Annotated in this window: 19 protein-coding genes; 8 read left to right on the top strand and 11 right to left on the bottom strand. The window is 64.0% G+C overall.

The features are described 5' to 3' along the window. Positions 1 to 12: 12 nt before the first annotated feature. Both RRX38_RS07615 and RRX38_RS07610 read left to right on the top strand, forming a co-directional pair. Positions 13 to 285 (top strand): HU family DNA-binding protein, encoded by a 273-nt coding sequence (locus tag RRX38_RS07615; protein WP_045489741.1) that lies wholly within the window; start codon positions 13 to 15, stop codon positions 283 to 285. A gap of 176 nt (positions 286 to 461) precedes the next feature. Then, a complete protein-coding gene (locus RRX38_RS07610; protein ID WP_315962119.1) occupies positions 462 to 2,345 on the top strand; it encodes a SurA N-terminal domain-containing protein in 1,884 nt (627 codons plus the stop codon). A 159-nt stretch (positions 2,346 to 2,504) separates the two neighbouring features. Here RRX38_RS07610 and fabI read toward each other — a convergent pair whose 3' ends face one another. From fabI to gloB, 8 genes are all read right to left on the bottom strand, one after another. After that, the gene (gene fabI / locus RRX38_RS07605; RefSeq protein ID WP_315962118.1) at positions 2,505 to 3,299 is read right to left on the bottom strand and encodes an enoyl-ACP reductase FabI; all 795 of its coding nucleotides are present in this window, start codon (positions 3,297 to 3,299) and stop codon (positions 2,505 to 2,507) included. Positions 3,300 to 3,317: 18 nt separating this feature from the next. Then, complete coding sequence (locus RRX38_RS07600; RefSeq protein WP_295476896.1) at positions 3,318 to 4,928, bottom strand: ABC transporter ATP-binding protein; 1,611 nt, start codon at positions 4,926 to 4,928, stop codon at positions 3,318 to 3,320. A 1-nt stretch (position 4,929) separates the two neighbouring features. Continuing rightward, complete coding sequence (locus RRX38_RS07595; protein ID WP_315962117.1) at positions 4,930 to 5,949, bottom strand: ABC transporter permease; 1,020 nt, start codon at positions 5,947 to 5,949, stop codon at positions 4,930 to 4,932. A 1-nt stretch (position 5,950) separates the two neighbouring features. Further along, positions 5,951 to 7,024, bottom strand: coding sequence for a microcin C ABC transporter permease YejB (locus RRX38_RS07590; RefSeq protein ID WP_295476900.1), 1,074 nt, complete (start codon positions 7,022 to 7,024; stop codon positions 5,951 to 5,953). Position 7,025: 1 nt separating this feature from the next. Then, positions 7,026 to 8,873, bottom strand: a complete 1,848-nt coding sequence (locus RRX38_RS07585) for an extracellular solute-binding protein (protein ID WP_315962116.1) — start codon at positions 8,871 to 8,873, stop codon at positions 7,026 to 7,028. Beyond that, positions 8,870 to 10,672 carry an extracellular solute-binding protein gene (locus tag RRX38_RS07580; protein WP_315962643.1) on the bottom strand — a complete coding sequence of 601 codons (1,803 nt, stop codon included), beginning with the start codon at positions 10,670 to 10,672 and terminating at the stop codon, positions 8,870 to 8,872. Before RRX38_RS07580 ends, RRX38_RS07585 begins: the two co-directional genes overlap by 4 nt. Before the next feature lie 111 nt (positions 10,673 to 10,783). Then, on the bottom strand, positions 10,784 to 12,361 hold the full coding sequence (locus RRX38_RS07575) for a lytic transglycosylase domain-containing protein (protein WP_315962115.1): 1,578 nt from the start codon (positions 12,359 to 12,361) through the stop codon (positions 10,784 to 10,786). A 97-nt stretch (positions 12,362 to 12,458) separates the two neighbouring features. Further along, positions 12,459 to 13,238, bottom strand: coding sequence for a hydroxyacylglutathione hydrolase (gene gloB / locus RRX38_RS07570; protein WP_315962114.1), 780 nt, complete (start codon positions 13,236 to 13,238; stop codon positions 12,459 to 12,461). 127 nt (positions 13,239 to 13,365) lie between these two features. Between gloB and RRX38_RS07565 the strand changes: the two genes are divergently transcribed. From RRX38_RS07565 to RRX38_RS07550, 4 genes are read left to right on the top strand one after another with little or no spacing between them, the layout of a single operon-like run. Beyond that, positions 13,366 to 14,124 (top strand): methyltransferase domain-containing protein, encoded by a 759-nt coding sequence (locus tag RRX38_RS07565; RefSeq protein ID WP_315962113.1) that lies wholly within the window; start codon positions 13,366 to 13,368, stop codon positions 14,122 to 14,124. Positions 14,125 to 14,159: 35 nt separating this feature from the next. Next, positions 14,160 to 14,606 carry a ribonuclease HI gene (rnhA, locus tag RRX38_RS07560; protein ID WP_295476909.1) on the top strand — a complete coding sequence of 149 codons (447 nt, stop codon included), beginning with the start codon at positions 14,160 to 14,162 and terminating at the stop codon, positions 14,604 to 14,606. Between the two features lie 56 nt (positions 14,607 to 14,662). Continuing rightward, positions 14,663 to 15,433 carry a DNA polymerase III subunit epsilon gene (gene dnaQ / locus RRX38_RS07555; RefSeq protein WP_295476911.1) on the top strand — a complete coding sequence of 257 codons (771 nt, stop codon included), beginning with the start codon at positions 14,663 to 14,665 and terminating at the stop codon, positions 15,431 to 15,433. A 13-nt stretch (positions 15,434 to 15,446) separates the two neighbouring features. Next, positions 15,447 to 16,001: a GNAT family N-acetyltransferase gene (locus RRX38_RS07550; RefSeq protein WP_315962112.1), complete on the top strand. Its 555-nt coding sequence runs from the start codon at positions 15,447 to 15,449 to the stop codon at positions 15,999 to 16,001. A 6-nt stretch (positions 16,002 to 16,007) separates the two neighbouring features. Here RRX38_RS07550 and RRX38_RS07545 read toward each other — a convergent pair whose 3' ends face one another. Beyond that, positions 16,008 to 16,220, bottom strand: coding sequence for a hypothetical protein (locus tag RRX38_RS07545; protein WP_295476915.1), 213 nt, complete (start codon positions 16,218 to 16,220; stop codon positions 16,008 to 16,010). Between the two features lie 187 nt (positions 16,221 to 16,407). On the opposite strand from RRX38_RS07545, the gene RRX38_RS07540 reads away from it, so the two are divergent. Further along, positions 16,408 to 16,968, top strand: a complete 561-nt coding sequence (locus RRX38_RS07540) for an NADPH-dependent FMN reductase (RefSeq protein ID WP_315962111.1) — start codon at positions 16,408 to 16,410, stop codon at positions 16,966 to 16,968. Positions 16,969 to 17,148: 180 nt separating this feature from the next. Next, positions 17,149 to 22,323, top strand: coding sequence for a dermonecrotic toxin domain-containing protein (locus RRX38_RS07535; RefSeq protein ID WP_315962110.1), 5,175 nt, complete (start codon positions 17,149 to 17,151; stop codon positions 22,321 to 22,323). A gap of 73 nt (positions 22,324 to 22,396) precedes the next feature. On the opposite strand, the gene RRX38_RS07530 is transcribed toward RRX38_RS07535, so the two are convergent. Further along, a complete protein-coding gene (locus RRX38_RS07530) occupies positions 22,397 to 23,548 on the bottom strand; it encodes an acyl-CoA dehydrogenase family protein (RefSeq protein ID WP_315962109.1) in 1,152 nt (383 codons plus the stop codon). Between the two features lies 1 nt (position 23,549). Beyond that, complete coding sequence (locus tag RRX38_RS07525; RefSeq protein WP_315962108.1) at positions 23,550 to 24,644, bottom strand: enoyl-CoA hydratase/isomerase family protein; 1,095 nt, start codon at positions 24,642 to 24,644, stop codon at positions 23,550 to 23,552. Between the last annotated feature and the right edge of the window lie 205 nt (positions 24,645 to 24,849).

The following is a 24,849-nucleotide window of genomic DNA, read 5'->3' as shown; positions in this document are numbered from 1 at the left end:
AGGGGACTTAGAGTGAACAAGTCGGAACTGATTGATGCTATCGCTGCATCTGCTGATATCCCGAAAGCTGCTGCTGGCCGCGCGCTGGACGCAGTGATCGAATCCGTCACTGGCGCTCTGAAGGCTGGCGACTCGGTTGTGTTGGTTGGCTTTGGTACGTTCTCCGTTACTGACCGTCCTGCTCGCGTAGGTCGTAACCCACAGACTGGCAAGACCCTGGAAATCCCTGCCGCCAAGAAGCCAGTATTCAAGGCTGGCAAGGCTCTGAAAGAAGCAGTCAACTAAGCTTCTCTTCGGCCTTGGCGCGCCGGTTCGCGTCAGACGCGAGCCGGTAGCGGAAGGTTCGAGACCTTCCGCTCCGCGATTTACGGGAAGGCGCATCCTCTGATGCGCCTTTCTTCTATCCGCTATCTACCCACGCTCCGCGGTTGGTTCGTGAGTTCAACCGTTCTGGGGGACGCATGCTGCAGAACATCAGGGACAATTCACAAGGCTGGATTGCCAAGACAATTATCGGGATCATCGTTGCGCTGATGGCCCTGACGGGCATCGAAGCGATGTTCACCCACAATGGCAGCAAGCAGAATGCTGCCGAGGTGAACGGCGAAGAGGTGACCCAGAACGAACTGAGCCAGGCAGTCGACATGCAACGTCGCCAGTTGGCCCAGCAACTGGTCCAGCAACTGGGTCGGGACTTCGATCCCGCGCTGCTGGACGAGAAGCTGCTGCGTGAGTCGGCGCTCAAGGGCCTGATCGATCGCAAGCTGCTGCTTCAGGCTGCTGCCGACGACAAGTTCGCTTTCTCCGAGCAGGCGATCGACCAGCAACTGCTGGCCACACCTGAATTCCAGGTCGACGGCAAGTTCAATGCCGATCGCTTCGACCAGGTCATCCGCCAGCTGGGCTATAACCGCCTGCAATTCCGGCAGATGCTGACCCAGGAAATGCTCATCGCCCAGACTCGTGCCGGTATTGCGGGCAGTGCATTCGTCACTGACGCTCAGGTCGAGGCATTCGCCCGCCTGGAGAAGCAGACCCGTGATTCCGCGACCTTGACCATTCCCGCCAGCACCGCTGGCGTGTCGGTCAGCGACGATGAAGTCAAGGCCCACTACGATCAGCACGCCAAGGAGTTCATGAGCCCCGAGGAAGTGGTGCTGGACTACGTGGAACTGAAGAAGTCGTCGTTCTTCGACAAGGTCCAGGTCAAGGACGCCGACCTGCAGGCAGCGTACGAGCACGAAATCGCCAACCTCACCGAGCAGCGTCGCGCCGCGCATATCCTCATCGAGGTGAACGACAAGGTCAGCGATCAGCAGGCCAAGGCCAAGCTGGAAGAAGTCCAGCAGCGTCTGGCCAAGGGCGAGGACTTCGCCAAGCTGGCCAAGGAGTTTTCCCAGGACCCAGGCTCCTCGGCCAAAGGTGGTGACCTGGGCTATGCCGGTAAGGGTGTCTACGACCCGGCGTTCGAAACCGCGCTGTACTCGTTGAACAAGGACCAGGTCTCGCAGCCGGTACGCAGCGATTACGGCTGGCACCTGATCAAGCTGCTCGGCGTCGAAGCACCCTCGGTGCCCAGCTTCGCCAGTCTCAAGGACAAGCTGACCGCCGACCTCAAGTCGCAGCAGGTCGAGCAGAAGTTCGTCGAGGCCACCAAACAGCTGCAGGACTCGGCTTTCGAATCGTCCGATCTGGCCCAGCCAGCCCAGGAGCTCGGTTTGAAGGTGCAGACCACCGCGCCATTCGGGCGTGAAGGTGGCGAAGGCCTGACGGCCAACCGTTCGGTGATCCAGGCCGCGTTCAGCCCTGAAGTGCTGGAAGAGGGCGCCAACAGCAGCACCCTGGAACTGGACCCTGACACGGTCGTCGTGGTGCGTGTGAAAGAGCACCGCCAGCCAGAGCAGCTGCCGCTGGAGCAGGTCGCTGCCGCGATTCGCACCCAACTGGTCAAAGACAAGGCCAGTGCTGCGGCCAAGGACAAGGGTGAGAAGCTGCTCGCCGGCCTGCGCGATGGCAGCGTGCCGCTGGCCGCTCGTCAGGATGGCGTCGAGTGGAAGGTGCTGGAGGCGGTCAGCCGCGCCCAGGACGGTGTCGACCCGGCGGTGCTGCAGACCCTGTTCCGCATGCCCAAGCCGGCTGGCAAGGACAAGCCCGAGTACGCCAGCCTGAGCGCGCGCGACGGCAGCTTCGTGATCGTGCGCCTGAAGGGTGTCAACGAGGCCGCTGCACCGAGCGATGAGGAGAAGGCGCAGTATCGTCGCTTCCTGGCTTCGCGTGCCGGGCAGCAGGACTTCGCGGCTTACCGTGCGGAGCTTGAGCACAAGGCCAAGATCGAGAAGTACTGAGAACCGCTACAAACCGTAAGCTAAAAGTGGAAAGCTGATCGCGTTGCCTGAAAGACTTTCTCCCGGCAACGCGATCCACTTACAGCTAATGGCTTGAAGCCAAAAAAAAGGCCGTCCCCTGGGGGCGGCCTTTTTTTTGCGTCTGGAAAAAGCCTGGGCTTATTCCTCGATGTTACCCATCGCGGTGGTGTTGAAGCCGCCGTCGACGTACATGATTTCACCGCTGATACCCGAAGCCAGGTCGGAGCACAGGAAGGCGGCGGCGTTGCCGACTTCTTCGATGGTCACGTTGCGGCGCAGTGGGGTCTGGGCCTCGTTGGCGGAGAGCATCTTGCGGAAGTTCTTGATACCGGAAGCCGCCAGGGTACGGATCGGACCGGCCGATACGGCGTTGACGCGGGTGCCTTCCGGGCCGAGGCTGCCGGCCAGGTAACGTACACCGGCTTCCAGGCTGGCCTTGGCCATGCCCATCACGTTGTAGTTCGGCATGGTGCGCTCGGCGCCCAGGTACGACAGGGTCAGCAGGCTGCCGTTGCGGCCTTTCATCATGTCGCGACCGGCCTTGGCCAGGGCTACGAAGCTGTAGGCGCTGATGTCGTGAGCGATGCGGAAACCGTCGCGGGTGGTGGCGTCGGTGAAGTCGCCGTCGAGCTGGTCGCCCGGTGCGTAGCCTACCGAGTGGACGATCACGTCCAGGCCGTCCCACTTCTTGCTCAGCGCTTCGAAGACCTTGGCGATTTCTTCATCACTGGCCACGTCGCAAGGGAAGCACAGCTCCGGGCTCGAACCCCAGCCTGCCGCGAACTCTTCGACACGGCCCTTGAGCTTGTCGTTCTGATAGGTGAAGGCAAGCTCAGCACCCTCGCGGTGCATGGCGGCAGCGATGCCGGATGCGATGGACAGTTTACTGGCGACACCGACGATCAGGACGCGCTTACCGGCGAGAAAACCCATGTGTTGTTCCTCTTCAGGTTAATCGACAGCCACTGGTGCCATGAAGGCGGCTTCCAGCAGCTGCTGTGTGTAAGGATGTTGCGGTGCGGCGAAAACAGCCTCGGCCGCACCCTGTTCGACCACTTTGCCTTGCTTGATCACCATCAACTGGTGACTCAGCGCCTTGACGACAGCCAGGTCATGGCTGATGAACAGATACGTCAGGTTGTACTTGGCTTGCAGCGAGCGTAGCAGCTCGACTACCTGGCGCTGTACCGTCCGGTCGAGCGCCGAAGTGGGCTCGTCCAGCAGAATCAGCGCCGGCTTCAACACCAGCGCTCGGGCGATGGCGATACGTTGCCGTTGTCCCCCGGAAAACTCGTGAGGGTAACGATGCCGGGTTTCCGGGTCCAGGCCTACTTCCTCGAGCGCCGCGATAATCGCGGCCTGTTGCTCGGCCGGGGTGCCGATGCCATGGATGCGCAGGCCTTCACCGACGATCTCCGCCACCGACATGCGCGGGCTGAGACTGCCGAACGGATCCTGGAATACCACCTGCATCTGCCGACGCAGCGGGCGCACCTGCTGCTGCCCCAGGCCCTGCAGCGACTGCCCCTGGAAGCGGATCTCGCCCTGGCTGCTCAGCAGACGCAAAATCGCCAGGCCCAAGGTCGACTTGCCCGACCCGCTTTCACCGACGATACCCAGCGTCTGCCCGCGGGGCAGGCTGAAGTCTACGCCATCCACCGCCCTGACGTGGTCGACCGTGCGCTTGAACAGGCCCTTTTTGATCGGGAACCACACGCGCAGGTCTTGCACCTCCAGCAAGGCCGGGCCTGGCGGGTTGCCCGCAGGGGCGCCACTGGGCTCGGCGTTGATCAGCATCCGCGTGTACGGATGCCGGGGCGAACGGAACAATTCATCGCACGATGCCTGTTCGACGATGGAACCGCGCTGCATGACACATACGCGATGCGCGATTTGCCGGACCACGTTCAAATCATGGCTGATCAGCAGCAGGGCCATGCCCAGGCGGGCCTGCAGTTGCTTGAGCAGTTCGAGGATCTTCAGCTGTACGGTGACGTCCAGCGCGGTGGTTGGTTCGTCGGCGATCAGCAGCTCCGGCTCGTTGGCCAGGGCCATGGCGATCATCACCCGCTGCCGCTGGCCGCCGGAGAGCTCATGGGGCAGGGCCTTGAGGCGCTTGCGCGGCTCGGGGATACCCACCAGCTCCAGCAGTTCCAGCGTGCGCGCAGTGGCCGCCTGGCCGCTCAGGCCCTTGTGCAGGGCCAGCACTTCGTTGATCTGCTTTTCCACGCTGTGCAGCGGGTTGAGCGAGGTCATCGGCTCCTGGAAGATCATCGCGATGCGATTGCCGCGCAGGCTGCGCATGCGTCGTTCATTGAGATGCAGCAGGTCTTCGCCGGCATAGCGGATGGTGCCGTGCGGGTGGCTGGCCAAAGGGTAGGGCAGCAAGCGCAGGATCGAATGCGCGGTCACCGACTTGCCGGAGCCGCTTTCGCCGACCAGGGCCAGGGTTTCGCCACGGCGGATATCGAAACTCACACCCTCGACCACCCGCTGGCGCTTGTCGCCGCTGACGAACTCGACCGCCAGATCGCGGATTTCGATCAGATTGTCCTGGTTCATGTCATTTCCTTGGGTCGAAGGCGTCGCGCGCCGCTTCACCGATGAACACCAGCAGGCTCAGCATGATCGCCAGTACCGCGAAGGCACTGATGCCCAGCCAGGGCGCCTGCAGGTTGGCCTTGCCCTGGGCGACCAGCTCGCCCAGCGAGGGGGCGCCGGCCGGCAGGCCGAAGCCGAGGAAGTCCAGGGCGGTGAGGGTGCCGATGGCGCCGGTGAGGATAAACGGCATGAAGGTCAGGGTCGAGATCATGGCGTTGGGCAGGATGTGGCGGAACATGATCTCGCCGTTGCGCATGCCCAGTGCCCGGGCGGCGCGCACATATTCCAGGTTGCGGCCACGCAGGAACTCGGCACGCACCACGTCCACCAGGCTCATCCACGAGAACAGCAGCATGATGCCCAGCAGCCACCAGAAGTTGGGCTGCACGAAACTGGCCAGGATGATCAGCAGGTACAGCACCGGCAGCCCGGACCATACCTCAAGGAAGCGCTGGCCGAGCAGGTCGACCCAGCCCCCATAGAAGCCTTGCAGGGCGCCGGCGACGACGCCGATCACCGAACTGAGCAGGGTCAGGGTCAGGGCGAACAGTACCGAGATGCGGAAGCCGTAGATGACCCTGGCCAGCACGTCGCGACCCTGGTCGTCGGTGCCCAGCAGGTTGTCCCGCGACGGCGGGGCGGGGGCCGGGACCTTCAGGTCGTAGTTGATGCTCTGGTAGCTGAAGGGAATGGGCGCCCACAGCACCCAGCCGTTCTTGGCCGCCAGCAGGTCCTGGATATACGGGCTCTTGTAGTTGGCTTCCAGCGGGAATTCGCCGCCGAAGGTGGTTTCCGGGTAGCGCTCGAACACCGGGAAGTACCACTGGCCGTCGTAGCGCAGGGCCAGAGGCTTGTCGTTGGCGATCAGTTCCGCGCCCAGACTGAGCACGAACAGCACCAGAAAGATCCACAGCGACCACCAGCCTCGGCGGTTGGCCTTGAAGCGCTCGAAGCGGCGGCGATTGATTGGAGACAGCGTCATATCAATGCTCCCTGCTTTCGAAGTCGATACGCGGGTCGACCAGGGTGTAGGTCAGGTCGCCGATCAGTTTCACCACCAGGCCCAGCAAGGTGAAGATGAACAGGGTGCCGAACACCACCGGGTAGTCGCGGTTGATGGCCGATTCGAAGCTCATCAGGCCCAGGCCGTCCAGGGAGAAGATCACTTCCACCAGCAGCGAGCCGGTGAAGAAGATGCCAATGAACGCCGAAGGGAAGCCGGCGATCACCAGCAGCATGGCGTTGCGGAACACATGGCCGTACAGCACGCGGTTGTTCGACAGGCCCTTGGCCTTGGCGGTGATCACGTACTGCTTGCTGATCTCGTCGAGGAAGCTGTTCTTGGTCAGCAGGGTCAGGGTGGCGAAGTTGCCGATCACCAGGGCGGTGATCGGCAGCACCAGGTGCCAGAAATAGTCCAGCAGCTTGCCGGTGGTGCTCAGCTCGTCGAAGTTGTTCGAGGTCAGGCCGCGCAGCGGGAACCAGTCGAAGTAGCTGCCGCCGGCGAACAGCACGATCAGCAGGATGGCGAACAGGAAGGCCGGAATGGCATAACCGACGATGATCGCCGAGCTGGTCCAGACGTCGAACTGGCTGCCATGCCGGGTGGCCTTGGCAATGCCCAGTGGAATGGACACCAGGTACATGATCAGGGTGCTCCACAACCCCAGAGAGATGGAAACCGGCATCTTCTCCATGATCAGGTCGGTGACCTTGGCATCACGGAAGAAGCTGGTGCCGAAGTCCAGCTGCGCATAGTTCTTGATCATGATCCACAGGCGTTCCGGAGCGGGCTTGTCGAAGCCGTACATACGCTCGATTTCCTGCACCAGCGCCGGGTCCAGGCCCTGCGCACCCCGGTAGCTGGAGCCGGCCACGCCGACCTCCGAGCCACCGCCGGCGATGCGGCTGGTGGCGCCGTCGAAGCCTTCGAGCTTGGCGATCGTCTGTTCCACCGGGCCGCCGGGCGCAGCCTGGATGATGATGAAGTTGATGATGAGGATGCCGAACAGGGTCGGAATGATCAGCAGCAGGCGCCGCAGGATGTAGGCCAGCATCTCAGCGCTCCTCCTCGGTCTGGGGTTCTGGCAGCGGCGTCGGTGCGGCGGGCTGCACGCCCGGTTTGGCCCACCAGCTGCTCAGGCCGATATCGGTGAGGGCCTTGGCCTGTGGGTGAGCCAGGTGATCCCAGTAGACGATGCGCCAGCTCTTGATGTGCCAGTTGGGCACCACGTAGAAGCCCCACAGCAGCACCCGATCCAGGGCGCGGGCATAAGTGACCAGTTCTTCGCGGGAGTCGGCACGGATCAGGCCGTCGACCAGCGCGTCCACCGCTGGGTCCTTGAGGCCCATCAGGTTGCGGCTGCCCGCGCGATCGGCGCTGACCGAGTGGAAGTATTCGCGCTGTTCGTTGCCCGGCGAGGCGGATTGCGGAAAGCTGCTGACGATCAGGTCGAAGTCCCGCGAACGCAGGCGGTTGATGTATTCGGCCACGTCCACCCGGCGAATCGACAGGTCGATGCCCAGGTCCTTGAGGTTGCGCTTGTAGGGCAGCATGACCCGTTCGAAGGCCGTCTGCACCATGAGGAACTCCAGTTTCACCGGGTTGCCCTGGGCATCGGTCATCTGGTCGTCCTTGATGCGCCAGCCGGCTTCCTGCAGCAGTTGGTACGCACGGCGCAGCTGCGGGCGGATCATGCCGCTGCCATCGGTGACCGGCAGTGTGAAGGGCTCGGTGAACACGCGCTCGGGCACCTTGCCGCGCAGCGGTTCGAGGAGCTTCAGCTCGGCAGGCGAGGGCAGGCCGCTGGAGGCCATTTCCGAATTGTCGAAGTAGCTCTTGGTGCGCGTGTAGGAACCATTGAACAGCTGCTTGTTGGTCCATTCGAAGTCGAACAGCAGGCTCAGCGCCTCGCGCACCCTGGGGTCCTGGAACACCGGCTTGCGCAGGTTGAAGATGAAACCCTGCATGCCCTGCGGGTTGCCATTGGGCAGTTCTTCCTTGATCAGCCGGCCGTCGCGCACCGCCGGGATGTCATAGGCCGTGGCCCAGGCCTTCGCGGTGTTCTCTTCGCGGTAATCGTATTGGCCGGCCTTGAGGGCTTCGAGGGCCACGTCGCTGTCGCGGTAGTAGTCGTAGGCCATGACGTCGAAGTTGTACTGCCCACGGTTGACCGCCAGGTCCTTGGCCCAGTAGTCCTTCACCCGCTCGTAGCGCACCGAGCGCCCGGCCTTGACCTCCGCCACCTTGTAGGGGCCGCTGCCCAGCGGGAATTCCAGGTTGCTCTTGGTGAAGTCGCGGCTGGCCCAGAAGTGCTTGGGCAGCACCGGCAGCTGACCGAGGATCAGCGGCAGTTCGCGGCTGTGGTTGTCCTTGAACACGAACTTGACCCGCAGCGGGTCCTCGACCACCACCTTGTCGACACCGGCGTAGTAGGCCCGGTACATGGGCGTGCCGTCCTTGATCAGGGTGTTGAAGGTGAACTCGACGTCTTCGGCGCGAATCGGGTGGCCGTCGTGGAAGCGCGCTTCGGGGCGCAGATAGAAGCGCACCCAGGTGTTGTCCGGGGCCTTCTCGATCTTGCCGGCGATCAGGCCGTATTCAGTGAACGGCTCGTCGAGACTGGCGCGTGCCAGGGTGTCGTAGATCATGCCCACGTCTTCGGCCGGCGTGCCCTTGTTGATGAAGGGGTTGAGGCTGTCGAAACTGCCGAAGCCGGCCTGGCGTAGGGTGCCGCCCTTCGGGGCGTCGGGATTCACGTAGTCGAAGTGCTTGAAGTTGGCAGGGTACTTGGGGGCTTCGTCATACAGGGTCACGGCGTGTTGCGGCTGGGCCTGCAGGGTGCCGGCCAGGGCGGCGAGCATCAGGCCGCAGGCGCCGGCGAGCAGCGAACGCATGGGGGTCATCGGGATGTCTCCAGAGGCTTGAGCCACCACGCGCGCAAGCCCAGGGTATAGGGCGGCGTGGTGACCATGGCGAAGCGGTTGCGCCAGGCCAGGCGGTGGTTGTTCAGGTACCAGTTGGGAATCATGTAGTGCTCTGACAGCAGGACCCGGTCAAGTGCTCGGGCGGCGGCCACCTGATCTTCACGGCTCTGGGCGGCCAGCAGGCGATTGAGCAGGCCGTCGACCACCGGGTTACTGACCCCGGCGTAATTCTTGCTGCCGCTGATCGCCGCCTGGCTGGAGTGGAAGTACTGCCATTGCTCCAGGCCAGGGCTCAGGGTCTGCGGCAGGGTCATGAGGATCATGTCGAAATCGAAATGCTCCAGGCGCTGGCGGTACTGCGCGCGGTCCACGGTACGCAGGCCTGCATCGATACCGATGCGCCGCAGGTCCTCGACGTAAGGCTGCAGGATACGCTCCAGCCCGGGGTTGACCAGCAGGACCTCCAGGCGCAGCGGCTGCTGCTGCGCATCGACCAGGCGCTGGCCGGCGAAGCGCCAGCCGGCGTCCTTGAGCAACCCGAGGGCCTGGCGCAGGGTTTCCCGGGGAATGCCGCCGCCGTCGCTGCGCGGCAGGCTGGGTGGCTGGGTGAACAGGCTCGCCGGCAACTGGTCGCGATAGTGGCTGAGCAACAGCCATTCGGCGCCGGAGGGCAGGCCGCTGGCCGCGAACTCGCTATTGGGGTAATAGCTGTTCGAGCGCTGGTAGGCGTCGTTGAACAGCGCCCGGTTGGTCCACTCGAAATTGAACATCAGGCCCAGGGCTTCACGCACCCGCGCATCGGCGAAGGTCGCGCGTCGGCTGTTCATGAACAGGCCCTGGGTCTGGGTCGGAATCTGGTGGGCAATCTCGGCCTTGATCACCTCGCCGCGCTGTACGGCGGCGAAGGTGTAGCCGTTGGCCCAGTTCTTTGCCTGGTGCTCGATATAGATGTCGAATTCACCGGCCTTGAAGGCTTCGAAAGCCACTTCGCTGTCGCGGTAGAACTCCACCTCGACCCGGTCGAAGTTGTACTTGCCGCGATTGACCGGCAGGTCCTTGCCCCAGTAGTCCTTGACCCGCTCGAACACCAGCTGGCGGCCCGGTTGCACCCGCGTGATGCGATACGGGCCGCTGCCCAGAGGTGGTTCGAAGGTCGTGGCCTTGAAGTCACGGTCTTTCCAATAGTGCTGGGGCAGCACCGGCATCTCGCCCAGGCGCAGGATCAGCAGCGGGTTGCCGACGCGCTTGAGGACGAAGCGCACACGATGACGGCCAAGGATGTCGACGCGCTGCACTTCCTGCAGCGCCGTGCGGTATTGCGGGTGGCCGTCCTTGAGCAGGGTCCGATAGGAAAACGCCACGTCGTAGGCGGTGATGGGCTGGCCGTCATGGAACCTGGCCTCGGGGCGCAGGTTGTAGACCACCCAGCTGCGGTCTTCGCTGTACTCGACGCTGCGCGCGATCAGGCCGTAGCTGGAAGCCGGTTCGTCACCCGACGGGTCATAGGGACCGGTGCCGACCATCAGCGGCTCGTTCAGCTCATTGACCCCGTACTGCAGGAAATTGCCCGTCGCCACCGGGCTGCTGCCCTTGAGGGTGTAGGGGTTGAGCGTGTCGAAGGTGCCGAAGCCCATGATCCGCAGGGTGCCAGCCTTCGGCGCCTCGGGATTGACCCAGTCGAAATGCGTGAAGCTGGGCGGGTACTTGAGCGTGCCGAACTGCGCATAGCCATGGCTTTCGCTGATGGCTGCGCTGGCGTTCAGGCTCAGGCCCAGCATGAGGGCTGACAGGAAGGGACGTATCACGATCCGCACGGCTTTATCGGGCCGCTAACAGTAGCAGCTTGATGGCTACCACAAAAGACCGTGGCAGAGCGGTAAACCGCTCGCTCAACGGGGCAGGTAGACGGTCAGGGTCTGGCCGGGCTTGAGGGCCTGGCCGGTGCGCGGGTTCCAACGCTTGAGATGTTTCATCTCGACGTTGAAGCGCTTGGCGACCGCATACATGGAATCGCCTTTCTGGATCTTGTACTGCACCGGCTTGCCTTCGCTGTTTGTGCTACTGGCCACGGCGCTGCTGCTGACCTTGGCAGGCGCCTGAATGACCAGTGTCTGGCCGATGCTCAGGCGGTTGCCGGAGAGCTTGTTCCAGCGCTGCAGTTCGTCGACGTTGACCTTGTTGGCCTGGGCGATGCTGGACAGGTTGTCGCCGCTCTTGACCCGGTAGGTGCGCGAGCGCACCGGTTTGTCCTCGCTGGCCACCAGCTCGAAGGCCGGTTGGGCGACGCCGCCCGGTCGCACCGGGATGCTCAGCGACTGGCCGACCTTCAGCAGGTTGCCCGACAACTGGTTGTTGCCCTTGAGGGTGCTGACCGACACCTGGTAACGCTTGGCCAGGCTTTCCAGGGTATCGCCGCGGCGAACCCGGTAGTGCTGCCATTGCATCAGCTCGGCCGGCTGCAGGTTCGGCAGGTTGGCCGCCAGCAGTTGCGCCTTGGAGGTCGGTACCAGCAGGTGCTGCGGACCATCGACGGTCAGGCGCTTCTTGAATGCCGGGTTGAGCTGGATCAGTTCGTCTTCGTCGATGTCGGCCAGGCTGGCGACCTTGGACAGATCGACGCGCTTGTTCAGCTCCACCACTTCGAAGTAGGGCTCGTTGGCGATCGGCGTGAGGTTCACCCCGTAGGCCGCTGGCGTCTGTACCACCTGGGCCAGGGCCAGCAGCTTGGGTACGTAGTCACGGGTTTCCTGCGGCAGCGGCAGGTTCCAGTAGTCGGTCGGCAGGTTGAGCTTGTCGTTGCGTTCGATGGCGCGGCTGACCGTGCCTTCGCCGGCGTTGTAGGCGGCCAGGGCCAGCAGCCAGTCGCCGTTGAACATGTCGTGCAGGCGGCTCAGGTAATCCAGCGCCGCATTGGTCGAAGCCTGGATGTCGCGGCGCCCGTCGTAGAAGCTGGTCTGGCGCAGGTTGTAGTAGCGACCGGTGGACGGGATGAACTGCCACAGGCCGACGGCCTGGGCACGGGAGATGGCCATCGGGTTGTAGGCGCTCTCGATCACCGGCAGCAGGGCCAGCTCCAGCGGCATGTTGCGTTCTTCGAGGCGTTCGACGATGTAGTGCATATAGAGGCTGCCGCGTTCCCCGGCGCTCTCCAGGAACGTGGGGTTGTTGGCGAACCACAGGCGCTGCTGGTCGATGCGCGGGTTCAGGTCATTGCCCTGCTGCAGCTGGAAACCCTGGCGCATGCGCTCCCAGACATCCTGGGGCTGACTCTGCGCCGCCGGGGTGACGAACAGAGGCTTTTGCTTGATGCCGGAAGCCAGGCTGGGTTTGCTGCGATACGTGCTTTCCGGCTGGACGTGACCGCCGGTCTGGCAACCTGCTAGCAGTGCGCTGGCCGTCACCGCGATGGCTTGGGCCAGACGCGTCAAAGTCTCGGAATTCGCGGGGTTTCCAGTAGATGACGACATTGTCTGGGGTGTTTCCAGGAAAAAATGTCGGGCGATTCTAGGAAGGGACCCGGCGATGGTCAACCTTTGAGGTTTTTTCCGCAGATGGACGGCTGTATCAGAAGTTGTTTTTCCAGTCGCGCAGGCTGGCAAAAATCTCCGCTGGCGAGCGGTTGTCGCGACCATTCCATTCATCCGCTTTTTCTTTAACGGATGTTTCATGAACCCGCAGGAAGGGGTTGGTCCGGCGCTCCAGCGCCAGGTCGGTAGGCAGGCTGATCCGGTTCTCGGCCCGCCATTGGCTGACTTCGGCCAGGCGCCGGGCGATATCGGCGTTTTGCGGTTCAACGGCCTGGGCGAAGCGCAGGTTGCTCAGGGTGTATTCGTGGGCGCAGTAGACGGCGGTATGGTCGGGCAGTGCCGCCAGGCGGCTGAGCGAGTCGTGCATCTGCTGTGGCGTGCCTTCGAACAGGCGTCCGCAGCCGGCCGCGAACAGCGTATCGCCGCTGAACAGCAGTGGCCTTTGAGCGTCATCATGATAGAAAGCAATGTGCCCGGCGGTGTGTCCGGGCACATCGATGACCTGCCAGCGGCGGTCCAGCACTTCGATGCATTCGTCGTCCTGCAGAGCGACGTCGCGGGCCGGAATCGACTCCCTGGCCGGGCCCAGCACCCGGGCGCCGGTGGCCTGTTTGATCGCCACCACGCCGCCGACATGGTCGTTGTGATGGTGGGTGATGAGGATGTCGGTCAATTGCCAGTCGGGGTTGTCCTGCAACCAGGCCAGTACCGGCGCCGAGTCGCCCGGATCGACCACGGCGCAGTGGCGGGTCGAAAGGTCTTGTAACAACCAGATGTAGTTGTCACTGAAAGCGGGGAGGGCGTGGATCTGTATCATTGCGCAGTTCGCCTGGCGAGAAACGATAGTGCATCTTAGGCACTGTCGGCATACTCGTCGACCGCCATGTCTGTCCCGTGTCCCTCTGGGGCGTCGATCCGCCCCTGAGTCCTGGAGGTAACCAGCAATGACCGATGAAGCCTTCGCCCAGGCCGATCCCCAATGGCTGGCGTTGACCTGCGCCGCCCGCGAGTGGCTCTCGGGGCCGCTGGGGCAACTGCTGCAGGATGAGGAACGGCGCTTGCTGGAAGAAGAGTTGGCGCGTCTGTTCGGTAGCTTTCTGGTGCACTACGGGCCATCTGCGCAGGCGCTGCCACAGGCGCCGCAGATCCAGCGCAGCGTGCGCCTCGGTGCGCCACTGCCGGGCATGGAAATCGCCTGCGAGGAGCAGGCCTGGCCGCTGTGCGAGCATGCTGCCGACGTGGTGGTGCTGCAGCATGGCCTGGATTTCTGTGTGTCGCCCCATGGGCTGTTGCGCGAGGCCGCCAGCAGCGTGCGCCCTGGCGGACATCTGCTGATCGTGGGTATCAATCCGTGGAGCTTCTGGGGTGCACGCCGCGTGTTCGCCCGCGATGCGCTGCGCAAGGCGCGCTGCATTTCGCCGTCGCGGGTGGCCGACTGGCTCAACCTGTTGGGCTTCGCGCTGGAGAAGCGTCGCTTCGGGTGTTATCGTCCGCCGCTTGCATCGGCCAAGTGGCAGGCACGCCTGCTGGGGCTCGAAACCTGGGCCGGTGGCCAGGGCCTGGTCGGCGGCGGCTTCTACCTGCTGGTTGCGCGCAAGCTGGTGGTGGGGCTGCGGCCGCTGCGCCAGCCGCGGCGCGAGCCTATCGGCAAGCTGATTCCCCTGCCGCTGGCCAAGGTCAACCGTGACGGTTGCGAGCCGTGAGCCGTCAGCAGTTTCTTTGATCCGGGAAAGCGACCATGAGTGAACGCGTAGAACTTTTTACCGACGGTGCCTGCAAGGGAAATCCCGGGCCTGGCGGTTGGGGCGCGTTGCTGGTGTACAAGGGCCAGGAGAAGGAACTCTGGGGGGGCGAAGCCAACACCACCAACAATCGCATGGAGCTGCTCGGCGCGATTCGTGGCCTGGAGGCCCTCACCCGTCCTTGCGAGGTGACTCTGGTCACCGACTCGCAGTACGTGATGAAAGGCATCACCGAGTGGATGGCGAACTGGAAGAAGCGCGGCTGGAAAACCGCCGCGAAGGAGCCGGTAAAGAATGCCGACCTCTGGCAGCAGCTCGACGAACAGGTCAGCCGTCACAAGGTGGAGTGGAAGTGGGTGCGCGGGCATATCGGCCATGCGGGCAACGAGCGTGCCGACCAGCTGGCCAACCGCGGTGTCGACGAAGTGCGCCGCAAGGCCTGACGCGACGCCTGCGGCAGGCGTGTTAACATGCGCGCCTGCACAAGAGGCAAGCGTCCATGTCACTGCAAAATCCCGATAATCGTTCGATCGTCCTCGATACCGAAACCACTGGCATGCCGGTGACCGAAGGTCACCGGATCATCGAGATCGGTTGTGTCGAGCTGATCGGCCGGCGCCTGACCGGCCGCCATTTCCATGTCTACCTGCAGCCTGATCGCGAAAGCGACGAGGGCGCCATTGGCGTCCACGGCATCACCAACGAATTCCTGGTCGGCAAGCCGCGCTTCGCCGAGGTGGCCGACGAGTTCTTCGAATTCATCCGCGGCGCGCAGTTGATCATCCACAACGCGGCGTTCGACGTCGGCTTCATCAATAACGAATTCGCCCTTCTGGGCCAGCAGGATCGCGCCGACGTCACCCAGTACTGCACGGTCCTCGACACCCTGTTGATGGCGCGTGAGCGGCACCCGGGGCAGCGCAACAGCCTCGACGCGCTGTGCAAACGCTACGGGGTCGACAACTCCGGCCGTGAGCTGCACGGCGCCTTGCTCGACTCCGAGATCCTCGCCGACGTCTACCTGGCGATGACCGGTGGGCAGACCACCTTGTCGCTGTCCGGCCAGGGCGCCGACGGCGGCGACGGTGATGCCAGCCGCCCCAGCGAGATCCGTCGCCTGGCGGCCGACCGTGCTGCCGGGCGGATCATCCGCGCCAGCGAGGCAGAGCTGGCCGAGCACGAAGCACGCATGGCGATCATCGCCAAGGCCGCCGGTGCCCCGGCGTTGTGGGTGCAGTTGCAGGAAGCCGGGCAGCCGGCCAGTTCCTGAGCCAGCCACGACCATGTCGCCGCGTCCTGTGCTGAGCATCCGTGTCGCCGACGAGCAGTTCGAGGACTACATCCTCAACGGCGAATTCACCTTCACGGTACGCGGCTACGCCAGCGTCAGGGTGGGCGAGCCGGTCGCGGCCTGGCCGGTGACGGAAGTGATTCCGTACGAAAAGAACTACGGGGTCGACTCGCTGGAGTTCAGCGAACGGCGCATGAGCGGCGACAGCACGGTGCTGGTCGCCTGGTTGGGCGAGGAGGCGGTGGGCCATGTGGTGCTGCGCGCGCATGGCAACGGTTTCGCGCATATCGATGAGCTGGCCGTGGACATCCCGGCCAGGCGCAACGGGGTAGCCCGGTCACTGCTGGAAAGTGCCTGTCGCTGGAGCCAGTCGCGCAGGCTGGCAGGCATCATGCTGGAAACCCAGAACAACAACCTGGACGCCTGTCGGCTCTACGAGGATTTCGGTTTCGTGGTCGGTGGAGTCGATCACCTGTGCTACCGCGGCATCGACCCGCAGACGCGGGAAGTGGCCATTTTCTGGTACCTAATCTTTCCCGTCGCCTGAGCCTGTTCAGGGGATCCGGGTCATCTTCACGCCGGTCTGCACCAGCTCGAATTCATCACCGCCCAGGTGGTTGACGCGGTCGCCGATCACCAGCCGGTAGGTGGTCACCACCGTGGCGCCGCCCTCACCATCGAGTTGTGCTTCCTGAAACTCTTGTACCGGGTAGACACGACCCTCTGCATCCCTTGTTTGAAACTGCCCGACCAGAACTGAAGCCATTTTTTACCTTGAACCTTTGCAAATAAACCGCGGAATTGCTGTCAATCGCACAGGTAGACCATCAAAGCGGTGACTGGTTCGCCAGGTCGGGCAGCCGATCTGGCGCAATAAAAGGCACAGGCCTCATACAACCGGCGCCACCTCTGGTCTATAACTGCACTTTCTTCAATGAGCAGCAGGAGTCTTCATGAGCAAGGTCCATACGATTGCCGTTCTGGTCGGCAGCTTGAGAAAAGCCTCGATCAACCGCAAGATCGCGCACACCCTCGCAGAACTGGCGCCGCCAAGCCTGAATTTGAAAATCGTCGAGATCGGCGACCTGCCGCTGTACAACGAGGACATCGACGGCGACGACGCTCCGGCGGCCTACACGCGTTTTCGCCAGGAACTGGCCGCTGCCGATGGCCTGCTGTTCGTCACCCCTGAATACAACCGCTCGGTGCCCGGTGCGCTGAAGAACGCCATCGACGTTGGTTCGCGTCCCTACGGGCAGAGCAAGATGAGCGGCAAGCCCGGTGCGGTGATCAGCGCCTCCCCCGGTGCCATTGGCGGTTTCGGCGCCAACCATCACTTGCGCCAGTCGCTGGTGTTCCTCGACGTCGCCTGCCTGCAGCAGCCAGAGTCGTACTTGGGCAACATCAGCGCCAGTTTCGACGAGAACGGCCAAGTGAACGAGCGCACCAAAGCGTTCCTGCAGACCTTCATCGACACCTTCGCTGTCTGGGTGCAGACCACTCGCAAGTTCTGACCCGGCCCAGCCGCTGCCGGTCGCAACCGGGAGCGGCTACATGTCCGGCGCCGCGTCGTTTATAGCCCTATAGCCATATGTACGGCAGGCGCCAGCCCGGACTGCCTTTAGCTGCCCTTTTCATCTTTCGCCAACCCAGGCGCTGCACGCCTGGGTGCGACCATGCAAAAGGAAGCTGACATGACGACCCTTGCAACACCCTACCTCCATGAGCAAGCGCTCAGAGCGCGCTTTGCCCAGCATCTCAAGGAAGCCTTGGGCGCCACGCGTATCACCACCGAACAACACGCCTGGCTCCAGCGGCTGCTGGAGACGGACCCCGTTACGCACGAAACGCCCTTGCCGCGTATCGATCGGTTGTCCAGCGACGCGGGCATCGACCTGGGAAGCGAACTCGACGCGGCCTGGGTCATCAGCGACTCGCTCGACCCCAAGGCGCCGCTGTTTCTCAATACCCTGCTGTTCGGCACCGAAGTCTTCGCTGATCGTCGGGCGCTTGAACAGGCCATCACCTGGCGATTCCTGGGCGGGCGCGCTGCGGCGCTCGAACTGGAGCGTGTCGAGGGCAATGTCTTCGCGCAACGATCCAAAGCCATCCTTGAACAGGAGGCGGCGCGCCTGCAGGTGCTGGCGGAGTGTTTCGACGACTTGCCGGACCTGCAGGCTGCCATTTCGCACAAACTTCGCGACGAGCTGGCGCGACGTCTGGACCTGGTGAATGTCGATGTGTCCCGGCATCCGCTTCAGCTCATTACCGACTCGCCAGGCGAGGGCCCCCGGGTGCTTGGGACCCAGACGCTCGCTGAGGCGGCTTTCGAGCCTCTGGACAATGCGTCGGTGCGCCGGCGGTTTCTCAACGGACAAGGCTGGACGGTCAGCGAGCAAGAGGCTCGGGCCTGGGACACGGCCCTGACAGGCGCCGCCTCCCACTTGGAGCAGCACTTCGGCAACTTGTTGGGGGCGTTCTGGGACGATGTGCCGGCGAGCGGTGTTTCCCGGCGCCAGCGGCTGCAACGCGCGCTGGCCGATGCATTTCGCCAGCTTTTGATCACTGCAAGAACCGAGCAGCACTTGAGTGAACTGGAATTTCGTCGGCTGCGTGACCTTGCCTTGCAGCCTGGCCACGCCACCGGGCAGGCCTGGCAAATCGCCGTGCAGCTAGAGGATTCGCTGGTCGTCAAACTGTCGGGCATTTTCCTGCTGGAGCCCGTCAGCACCGAACTGGCGGGACTCTACCTGGTGTCGCCCCCACACGGCGTGCGTCGCTTCGTCAACCGCCAGCAGCTCCAGGCGCACTTCCAGAGTGCGCAGGGCAGCGACGAGCTGCTGTTGCACAGCTCGCTCAACGAGCATGGTGCGCTGAGTCGCGGCAGGGTTGGCAGCCTGCGTCTGGATCTGGTCGAGGACCCGCTGTTCGAGCGGCAGTGCGAGTCACTCATCGCCCTTCAGTTTCGTAATCTGCAGCACGTGCTGGGGCTACCGGTGATAGCCAGCGAACGCGCAGCCGTGCGGGTGGATGATGCCCTGGATATCCGTCATCTGGTCGATCGGCGTCTGCTGGCGCTGCATGACGGCTGGCGCTGGAGTAACGACAAGGGCCGTTTCGAAACACGCTGGACGGGGGGCGCCGGGCTGCCGCGGGGTGAACGCCTGTCGATTGCCGAGTTGCTGACGCCGCCGACCTGGGGGGGGCAGATGAAGCGGCTGGATCTGCTGCTGCAGCGCCAGGCCGATCTGGGCGAGGGCGCCTATGGCGCGATGCGCCTGGCGTTGAATCGTTACCTCGCGGTGTTCGACAACCCGGCCCTGGACGCTCGTGATCTCTGGCTTCAGATACCAGGCGAGGGCAACGTACGGCTGATCGACTGGGCGCTGGAGCATTTCACCGGTCATGCGCCGCGGGCGCTGTCCAGCGATGTCAGCGTGTTGCACGGCGGCTCGGAACGCTTCGTCGAACCTGTCGGCGGCCTGCCGGTGGCGCTGATCGAGCTGATCGTGGCGCAGACCAGCGCAGGGTTCGCCGGACATTACCTGCAGGCGCTGCGCCAGTTCTTCAGCCGTTCCCGGCGCTGGCTCGACACGCGACTGCGGCTGCCGGCGCTGGGCGGCTGGATACGCGAATGTGCGCTGCGTCTCGACCTGGCCATGGCCACACGCCTCGGCGCTCTCAAGCCCGCCAGCCTGAGCATGGCCGGGCAGGTGCTGGAGCGTCCCCTGGATGCCGTACGGCGGTCGTTGGGGGCGGAGCGTGTCGAGGTCTGTCGCCTGCATGTGATGTATGACCCAGGGCAGCCAGCCCTTAAGCTCGATGAGGCCATCGTCCTGCGCGGTGAAAACCCGGCCAGTGGCCTGGTCCTCTGGTCGCTGTGCGAAGGATTCAGCGAATACGCCTCGCTGTCGGACTTGCAACAAGGCCTGGCTAAACGCCTGAGCCTGGCCGAGGCCAGGGCCGCGTGGATGGCGCAACTGGGCGGCGAAAGCCGCCAGCGGTTCCAGGCGTATCTGGACACGGTGCCGGGGCCAGCCGAGCTGGTACTCACGCTACAACCGGTCAGTGGCCATTTCATCGAGGCACTGCAGCGCGATGCGCTCGAGCTTCAGTGTGCGGGTGCCTTGCGTGCCTTGCACCGGGCGCAGGCCTGGCAAGCGGCGGCGCCCGTGCTGCGCGAGGCGTTGCAGCCGTACGAGCATGACGACGCCAATCGCCAGTTGCTCGATCGTATCGGCATCACCATGCAGGTGATTCTGGCCGACACCCGGCTTCCCGAATGGGTCAAGCAGGCCTCGTACGCGCAACTGAAAGACCTCAGGAGCATCGTTCTGCGCTGGTACCTGGCCTGTCATTCCGACCAGGACTTTCTTCACGATATTCCGGAGCCCAAGGTGTTCGCCCATGCCAGGCTGCTGGCGCGGCTCAAGGGTGATTTTCCCGACCTTGACCTCGACCCGGACCGGATCGTCGTGACCCTCACCCGCTACACGCCAGCGCCGGTGACGCTGGGGGAGATTCCGCCAAGCGTGCCGGCCGCCACCAGCCAGGTTCAGGCCAGCCTGACCGATTACGCCATCGAGCGCTTCGCGGCGACCCAGGGCGCGCTGGTATCGGTCCTGGCCGGCGAGGGTGATCCCGTCGACGAGCGTCTGACGATCGACTATTTCAGTGAAATGGTGCGCGAACTGGACATCGCCGCCACGTACCGCCAACTGCTTGAAGCCCACTTCTCGCCGTCAGGCCCCGAGTACGCCGAGCGCTTGCGGCTCTATGCCGAACAGGTGCCGCCGCTGGAACTGCTGCGTGGCTACTCGATGCGGGTGACCGGGCGCTTGAGCGAGGAGGGTTACCGGTTCATCGAAGGCGTACTGGACATGCCCGACGGCCGCAGCCGCCTGGCGGTCCTTGATCGGCAGGTGATCTTCAGCCCGTTGCAGATCAGCGCCGGCCCCGGCATGCAGCCTGATCGAGTACCCGGTGCCTTCATCATTGCCCCGGGTGCCGCACAGCCTGGTCCGTGGCTGCTGTACATGCTGTTCAACGCCGACTTCGTGCTTCAGGAATACGCCGACGAGCAGGCGTTGCTGGACGATATCCGGGGCAACGCACAGCTGCAGAAATTCATTCTCGAGCGCCTGGACTCCAGAGGCCGGCGCCTTTATGACCATGGGGGCTTTCTCGAGCCTCACATACCCTTCAGTACGGAGTCCGATCAGGACGTGCCCTGGCAAGTGCCAGGGCCGGTGACCCTGGTGGTCGAACCGGTGCTGGGCAATGCGCTGCGCACGCTCTTCGACAGTACGGGTGAAGTTCTGCGCTGGTGGTTCGACCAGTCGAGCGTGACCAATGCCGAAGCGGATCGCGCCAGTACCCGCTTTCTGTGGAGCCTGGGCGCCGAACAGGTGCTGGCCCTGCTGCCCGGACGACTGGGGGCGCTGGTGGGGGTCTGGCAGAGTCAGCATTTGCTGCATGAGTCGGCCCTTGACGTCATCAGCCAACGCTGGGGCAAGGCCGCGTCTGAGCTGCTGGCCGGGCTGGGGCTGTTGATCGCCGTCAGGCGCGCCAGGGAGGAGGAGCCGATCGATCCCGAGCCGGAGCCGGAGCAGAACGGTGGTGAGGTGGCGAGTGAGCTGCCGCGGGTTATCGGTTTCCCCGAGTTTGGCTGGGGAAACGGGCGAATGACCCCGGAACTGTGGGGGCGCTTACGCCCCTTCCAGATCCATGACGTGGTGCTCGAGAACCTGCAGCATGACGAACTGCTGAATGTCTACCAGGGTGACGATGATCGGCGGTACGTACGCCTGGCCGGAGCGGTCTACGAGGTGGCCCGCGACGAAAACAGCTGGTACATCTTCAGGGACGACAGTCTCGGCCCACGGATCGTACTCGACAACCAGCAGCAGTGGCAGGTCGATCTGCGCGCCGGGCTCAAGGGCGGCGGCGGGGTGCTGACGCGGGTCAGCAACGGCCTTATCGCGGCCGGCGTCAACCGCTCGATGATTGTCGAGGCGCGTGGCATGCAAGAGATCCGCCAGCGATTTCGCAACCGCGCCCAGAACATCGTCGATGCCCATGCCCAGGCCCGCCAGTACCTGGAAACCTGCCTGGACAACCTTGCCTTCCGCGACGCTGCGGGTGCCCGCCACCCGGCCGTCAAGGCGTGGGTGGCCGACTTCTTCGGCGTGGCCGAGCCCGATGCCGGGTTGTACGCAAAGGTCGAGCAGAGGGTCGGTGTGCTGTATCAGGAATTGATGGACAGCACGCTCTCGCCGTGGAATTCGTCGCGCTACGTGGTGGGCACTCGTCGCCACGCTGGCGAGAACACCCTGGCGTTCACCTTCCCCGGCGAGGAGCAGAAGCGCCTTTACCTGACCGAGCGCTTCTTCATGGACCCGGTGTGCCGCCTCAAGCCCAGGGTGCAGAGCCACGGTCAGTTCAATCTGGGTGCGCATTTCCGCGCGGCGATACTCTTGCATGAGCTGTCGCACCTGTACTGCGCTACCGAAGACATCGCCTACGTGGAGTCGCACATGCCTTTCGTCGACCTGCTCGATGACAACTCGGCTTACCGGCGCGGCCTGCGTGACGACATGCTGGTGCATCAGAACGGTCTGTCGCATCGCACGCCCAGCGACCGCCTGTTTCATCGCCACAACGAAGACGGCAGCTGGCAGGACCTGGGGCGTAGCGAAGGCAAGGCGCTGCGCAAGATCCTCGACATCACAGGGCAGAAGACCTTGGCCGGGGCACGGGTCGAGTTCTATGCCAATGCCGAGATACGCAGTGATGTGATGCTGGCCAACGCCGACACCGTCGCCTTGCTGGTCACGCAGCTGGGCCGCCGCAGGCTGGTGCCGGCATGATCACCATGGCCCAGCCTGTAGTGCCTTGTCTTCGTTCGTACCGGGCAGCTGGTCGTTCGGCCAGGCCACGCGCCTAGAGCGAGTAGTGGCGCAGCTCACGGGCGATCAGCAGGCGCTGGATCTCACTGGTGCCTTCGTAGATCTGGGTGATACGCGCATCACGGTACAGCCGCTCCACCGGGTAGTCTTCCAGGTAACCGTAGCCGCCGTGGATCTGTACGGCGCTGGAGCACACCTGCTCGGCCATTTCCGAGGCGAACAGCTTGGCCTGCGATGCCTCGGACAGGCAGGGCAGGGCGGCGCTGCGCAGACGCGCCGCATGCAGCACCAGCAGCCGTGCGGCGTTGATGCGCGTGTGCATGTCAGCCAGCAGGTTGGCGACGCTGGGGTGCTCGATGATCGGCTTGTCAAACTGCACCCGCTCGCGGGCGTAGGCCAGCGCGGCTTCGAAGGCGGCGCGGGCGATGCCCAGGGCCTGGGCCGCGATGCCGATACGTCCGCCCTCCAGGTTCGACAGGGCGATGGCCAGGCCCTTGCCGCGTTCACCCAGCAGGTTGGCGGCGGGGATGCGGCAGTCATCGAGGCTGATGGCGCAAGTGTCCGAAGCCTTGATGCCCATCTTGTGCTCGCGACGTTCGACCGTGAAACCGGGGGTGTCGGTGGGCACCAGGAAGGCCGAAAGACCTTTCTTGCCCAGCTGCGGGTCGGTCACGGCGAAAACGATCGCCAGTTGCGCGCGCTGGCCATTGCTGACGAACTGCTTGGCGCCGTTGAGCACCCACTGGTCGCCGTGCAGCTCGGCGCGGGTGCGCAGATTGTGCGCTTCGGAACCGGCATGGGGTTCGGTGAGGCAGAAGCAACCGATGGCCTGGCCGCTGGCCAGCCGCGCCAGCCAGGTGTTCTTCTGCTGTTCGCTGCCGTAGTTGAGCAGCGGGCCGCAGCCCACAGAGCTGTGCACGCTCATCAAGGTGCCGGTGGCCGCGTCGGCGGCGGAAATCTCTTCCACGGCCAGGGCGTAGGCCACGTAGTCGAGGTACGAACCGCCCCATTGTTCGGGGACGATCATGCCCAGCAGGCCGAGTTCGCCCATGCGCGCCACCAGCGCGTCGTCAATCCAGCCTTCCTGCTCCCAGCGCCTGGCATGCGGGGCGATTTCATGGCGGGCGAAATCCCGGGCCATATCACGGATCATCACCTGTTCTCCGCTCAGTTCGATGTCGTGCATATCAACTCTCCTGGCGGGTGAAGAAACGCTGCACATCCTCTTGGCTGACGCCTGCGGCCTTGCTGTGCTTCCAGCGCGGGCGTTTGTCCTTGTCGATGATCAGGGCGCGCACGCCTTCGATCAGGTCGCCCTGCTCGAACCATTGGCGGTCCAGCTGCAATTCCATGGCGAAGCATTCCGGCAGCGACAGGTGTCGGCCACGACGCAGCAGTTCCAGGGTCACCGCCATGGCCAGGGGCGAGCGGTTGTGCATCGCGGCAGCGGTATCCAGCGCCCATTCGCGACTGTCGGCCACCGAGACCTGCTGCAGCTGTTCAAGGATGCTCGGCACATCCGGCAGGGAAAAGAAGTGATCGATGGCCGGGCGCAGGGCCTGCAGCGGTGGCTCTGGCAGGCACTGGCTGCCCAGGCGCGCCATCACACCCTGCAGGTCCTTGAGCGGGGTGATCTTCCACTTCAGGTGGTCGAGCATGTGGTCCAGGCGGGGCAGGGCCTGGCTGGGCATGTGCCAGTCGGCCAGCCCGCAGTACAAGGCGTCGGCAGCGCCGATACGGTTGCCGGTCACGCCCAGGTAGATGCCCAGCTCGCCGGGCAGGCGCGACAGGAAGTAACTGGCGCCGACATCGGGGAAGTAGCCGATGGCCACTTCCGGCATGCCCAGCGAACTGCGCTCGGTGACCACCCGCAGGTCGGCGCTCTGCACCAGGCCCATGCCCCCGCCCAGCACCAGCCCGTCCATCAGCGCGAGGATCGGCTTGCGGTAGTCGTGGATGGTCTGGTCGAGGGCGTATTCCTCTTCGAAGAAGCGCAGGTGCAGGCCCTGGCCGGCGCGATAGCTGTCGTACAGGGCGCGGATGTCACCGCCGGCACAGAAGGCTTTGTCGCCGGCACCGCGCAGTACCACGGCATAAATGTCGTCGTCGTTGGCCCAGGCGTCGAGCTGCCATTGCAGGTGGCGGACCATGTCCAGGTCCAGGGCATTGAGTCCGGCGGGGCGGTTGAGGATCAAGTGGCCGATGTGGTTGCGCACGTCGCTGAGAATGGCTTTGTCGCCGCTTTGCTTAGCCTGGCGCTGGAGTGAAGCCGATGAACTCATTTCGAACTCCTTGTCGTTTTTGTCCGGCGGCCGGCCTGGCCAAGGTTCCGCCACTTCCCAAGAGCATAGCCTTTTGCTGCGAGGCGGCTCTGGAGCTTTACCGTCCTTTGCGCTTCACTGGCGATGTTGCCGGTTAATTGCAGGGCGCACTGAGCATTCCGGCGACCGCCAATGTCACACAAGGGACTTTCAAGGCCTGCTCATG

Origin of the sequence: Pseudomonas sp. DTU_2021_1001937_2_SI_NGA_ILE_001 (genome assembly GCF_032463525.1) — a bacterium.
In the GTDB taxonomy this organism is placed as follows: Bacteria; Pseudomonadota; Gammaproteobacteria; order Pseudomonadales; family Pseudomonadaceae; genus Aquipseudomonas.
The sequence above is the reverse complement of the archived record's forward strand: the minus strand, read 5'-3'. Positions and strand labels throughout refer to the sequence as shown.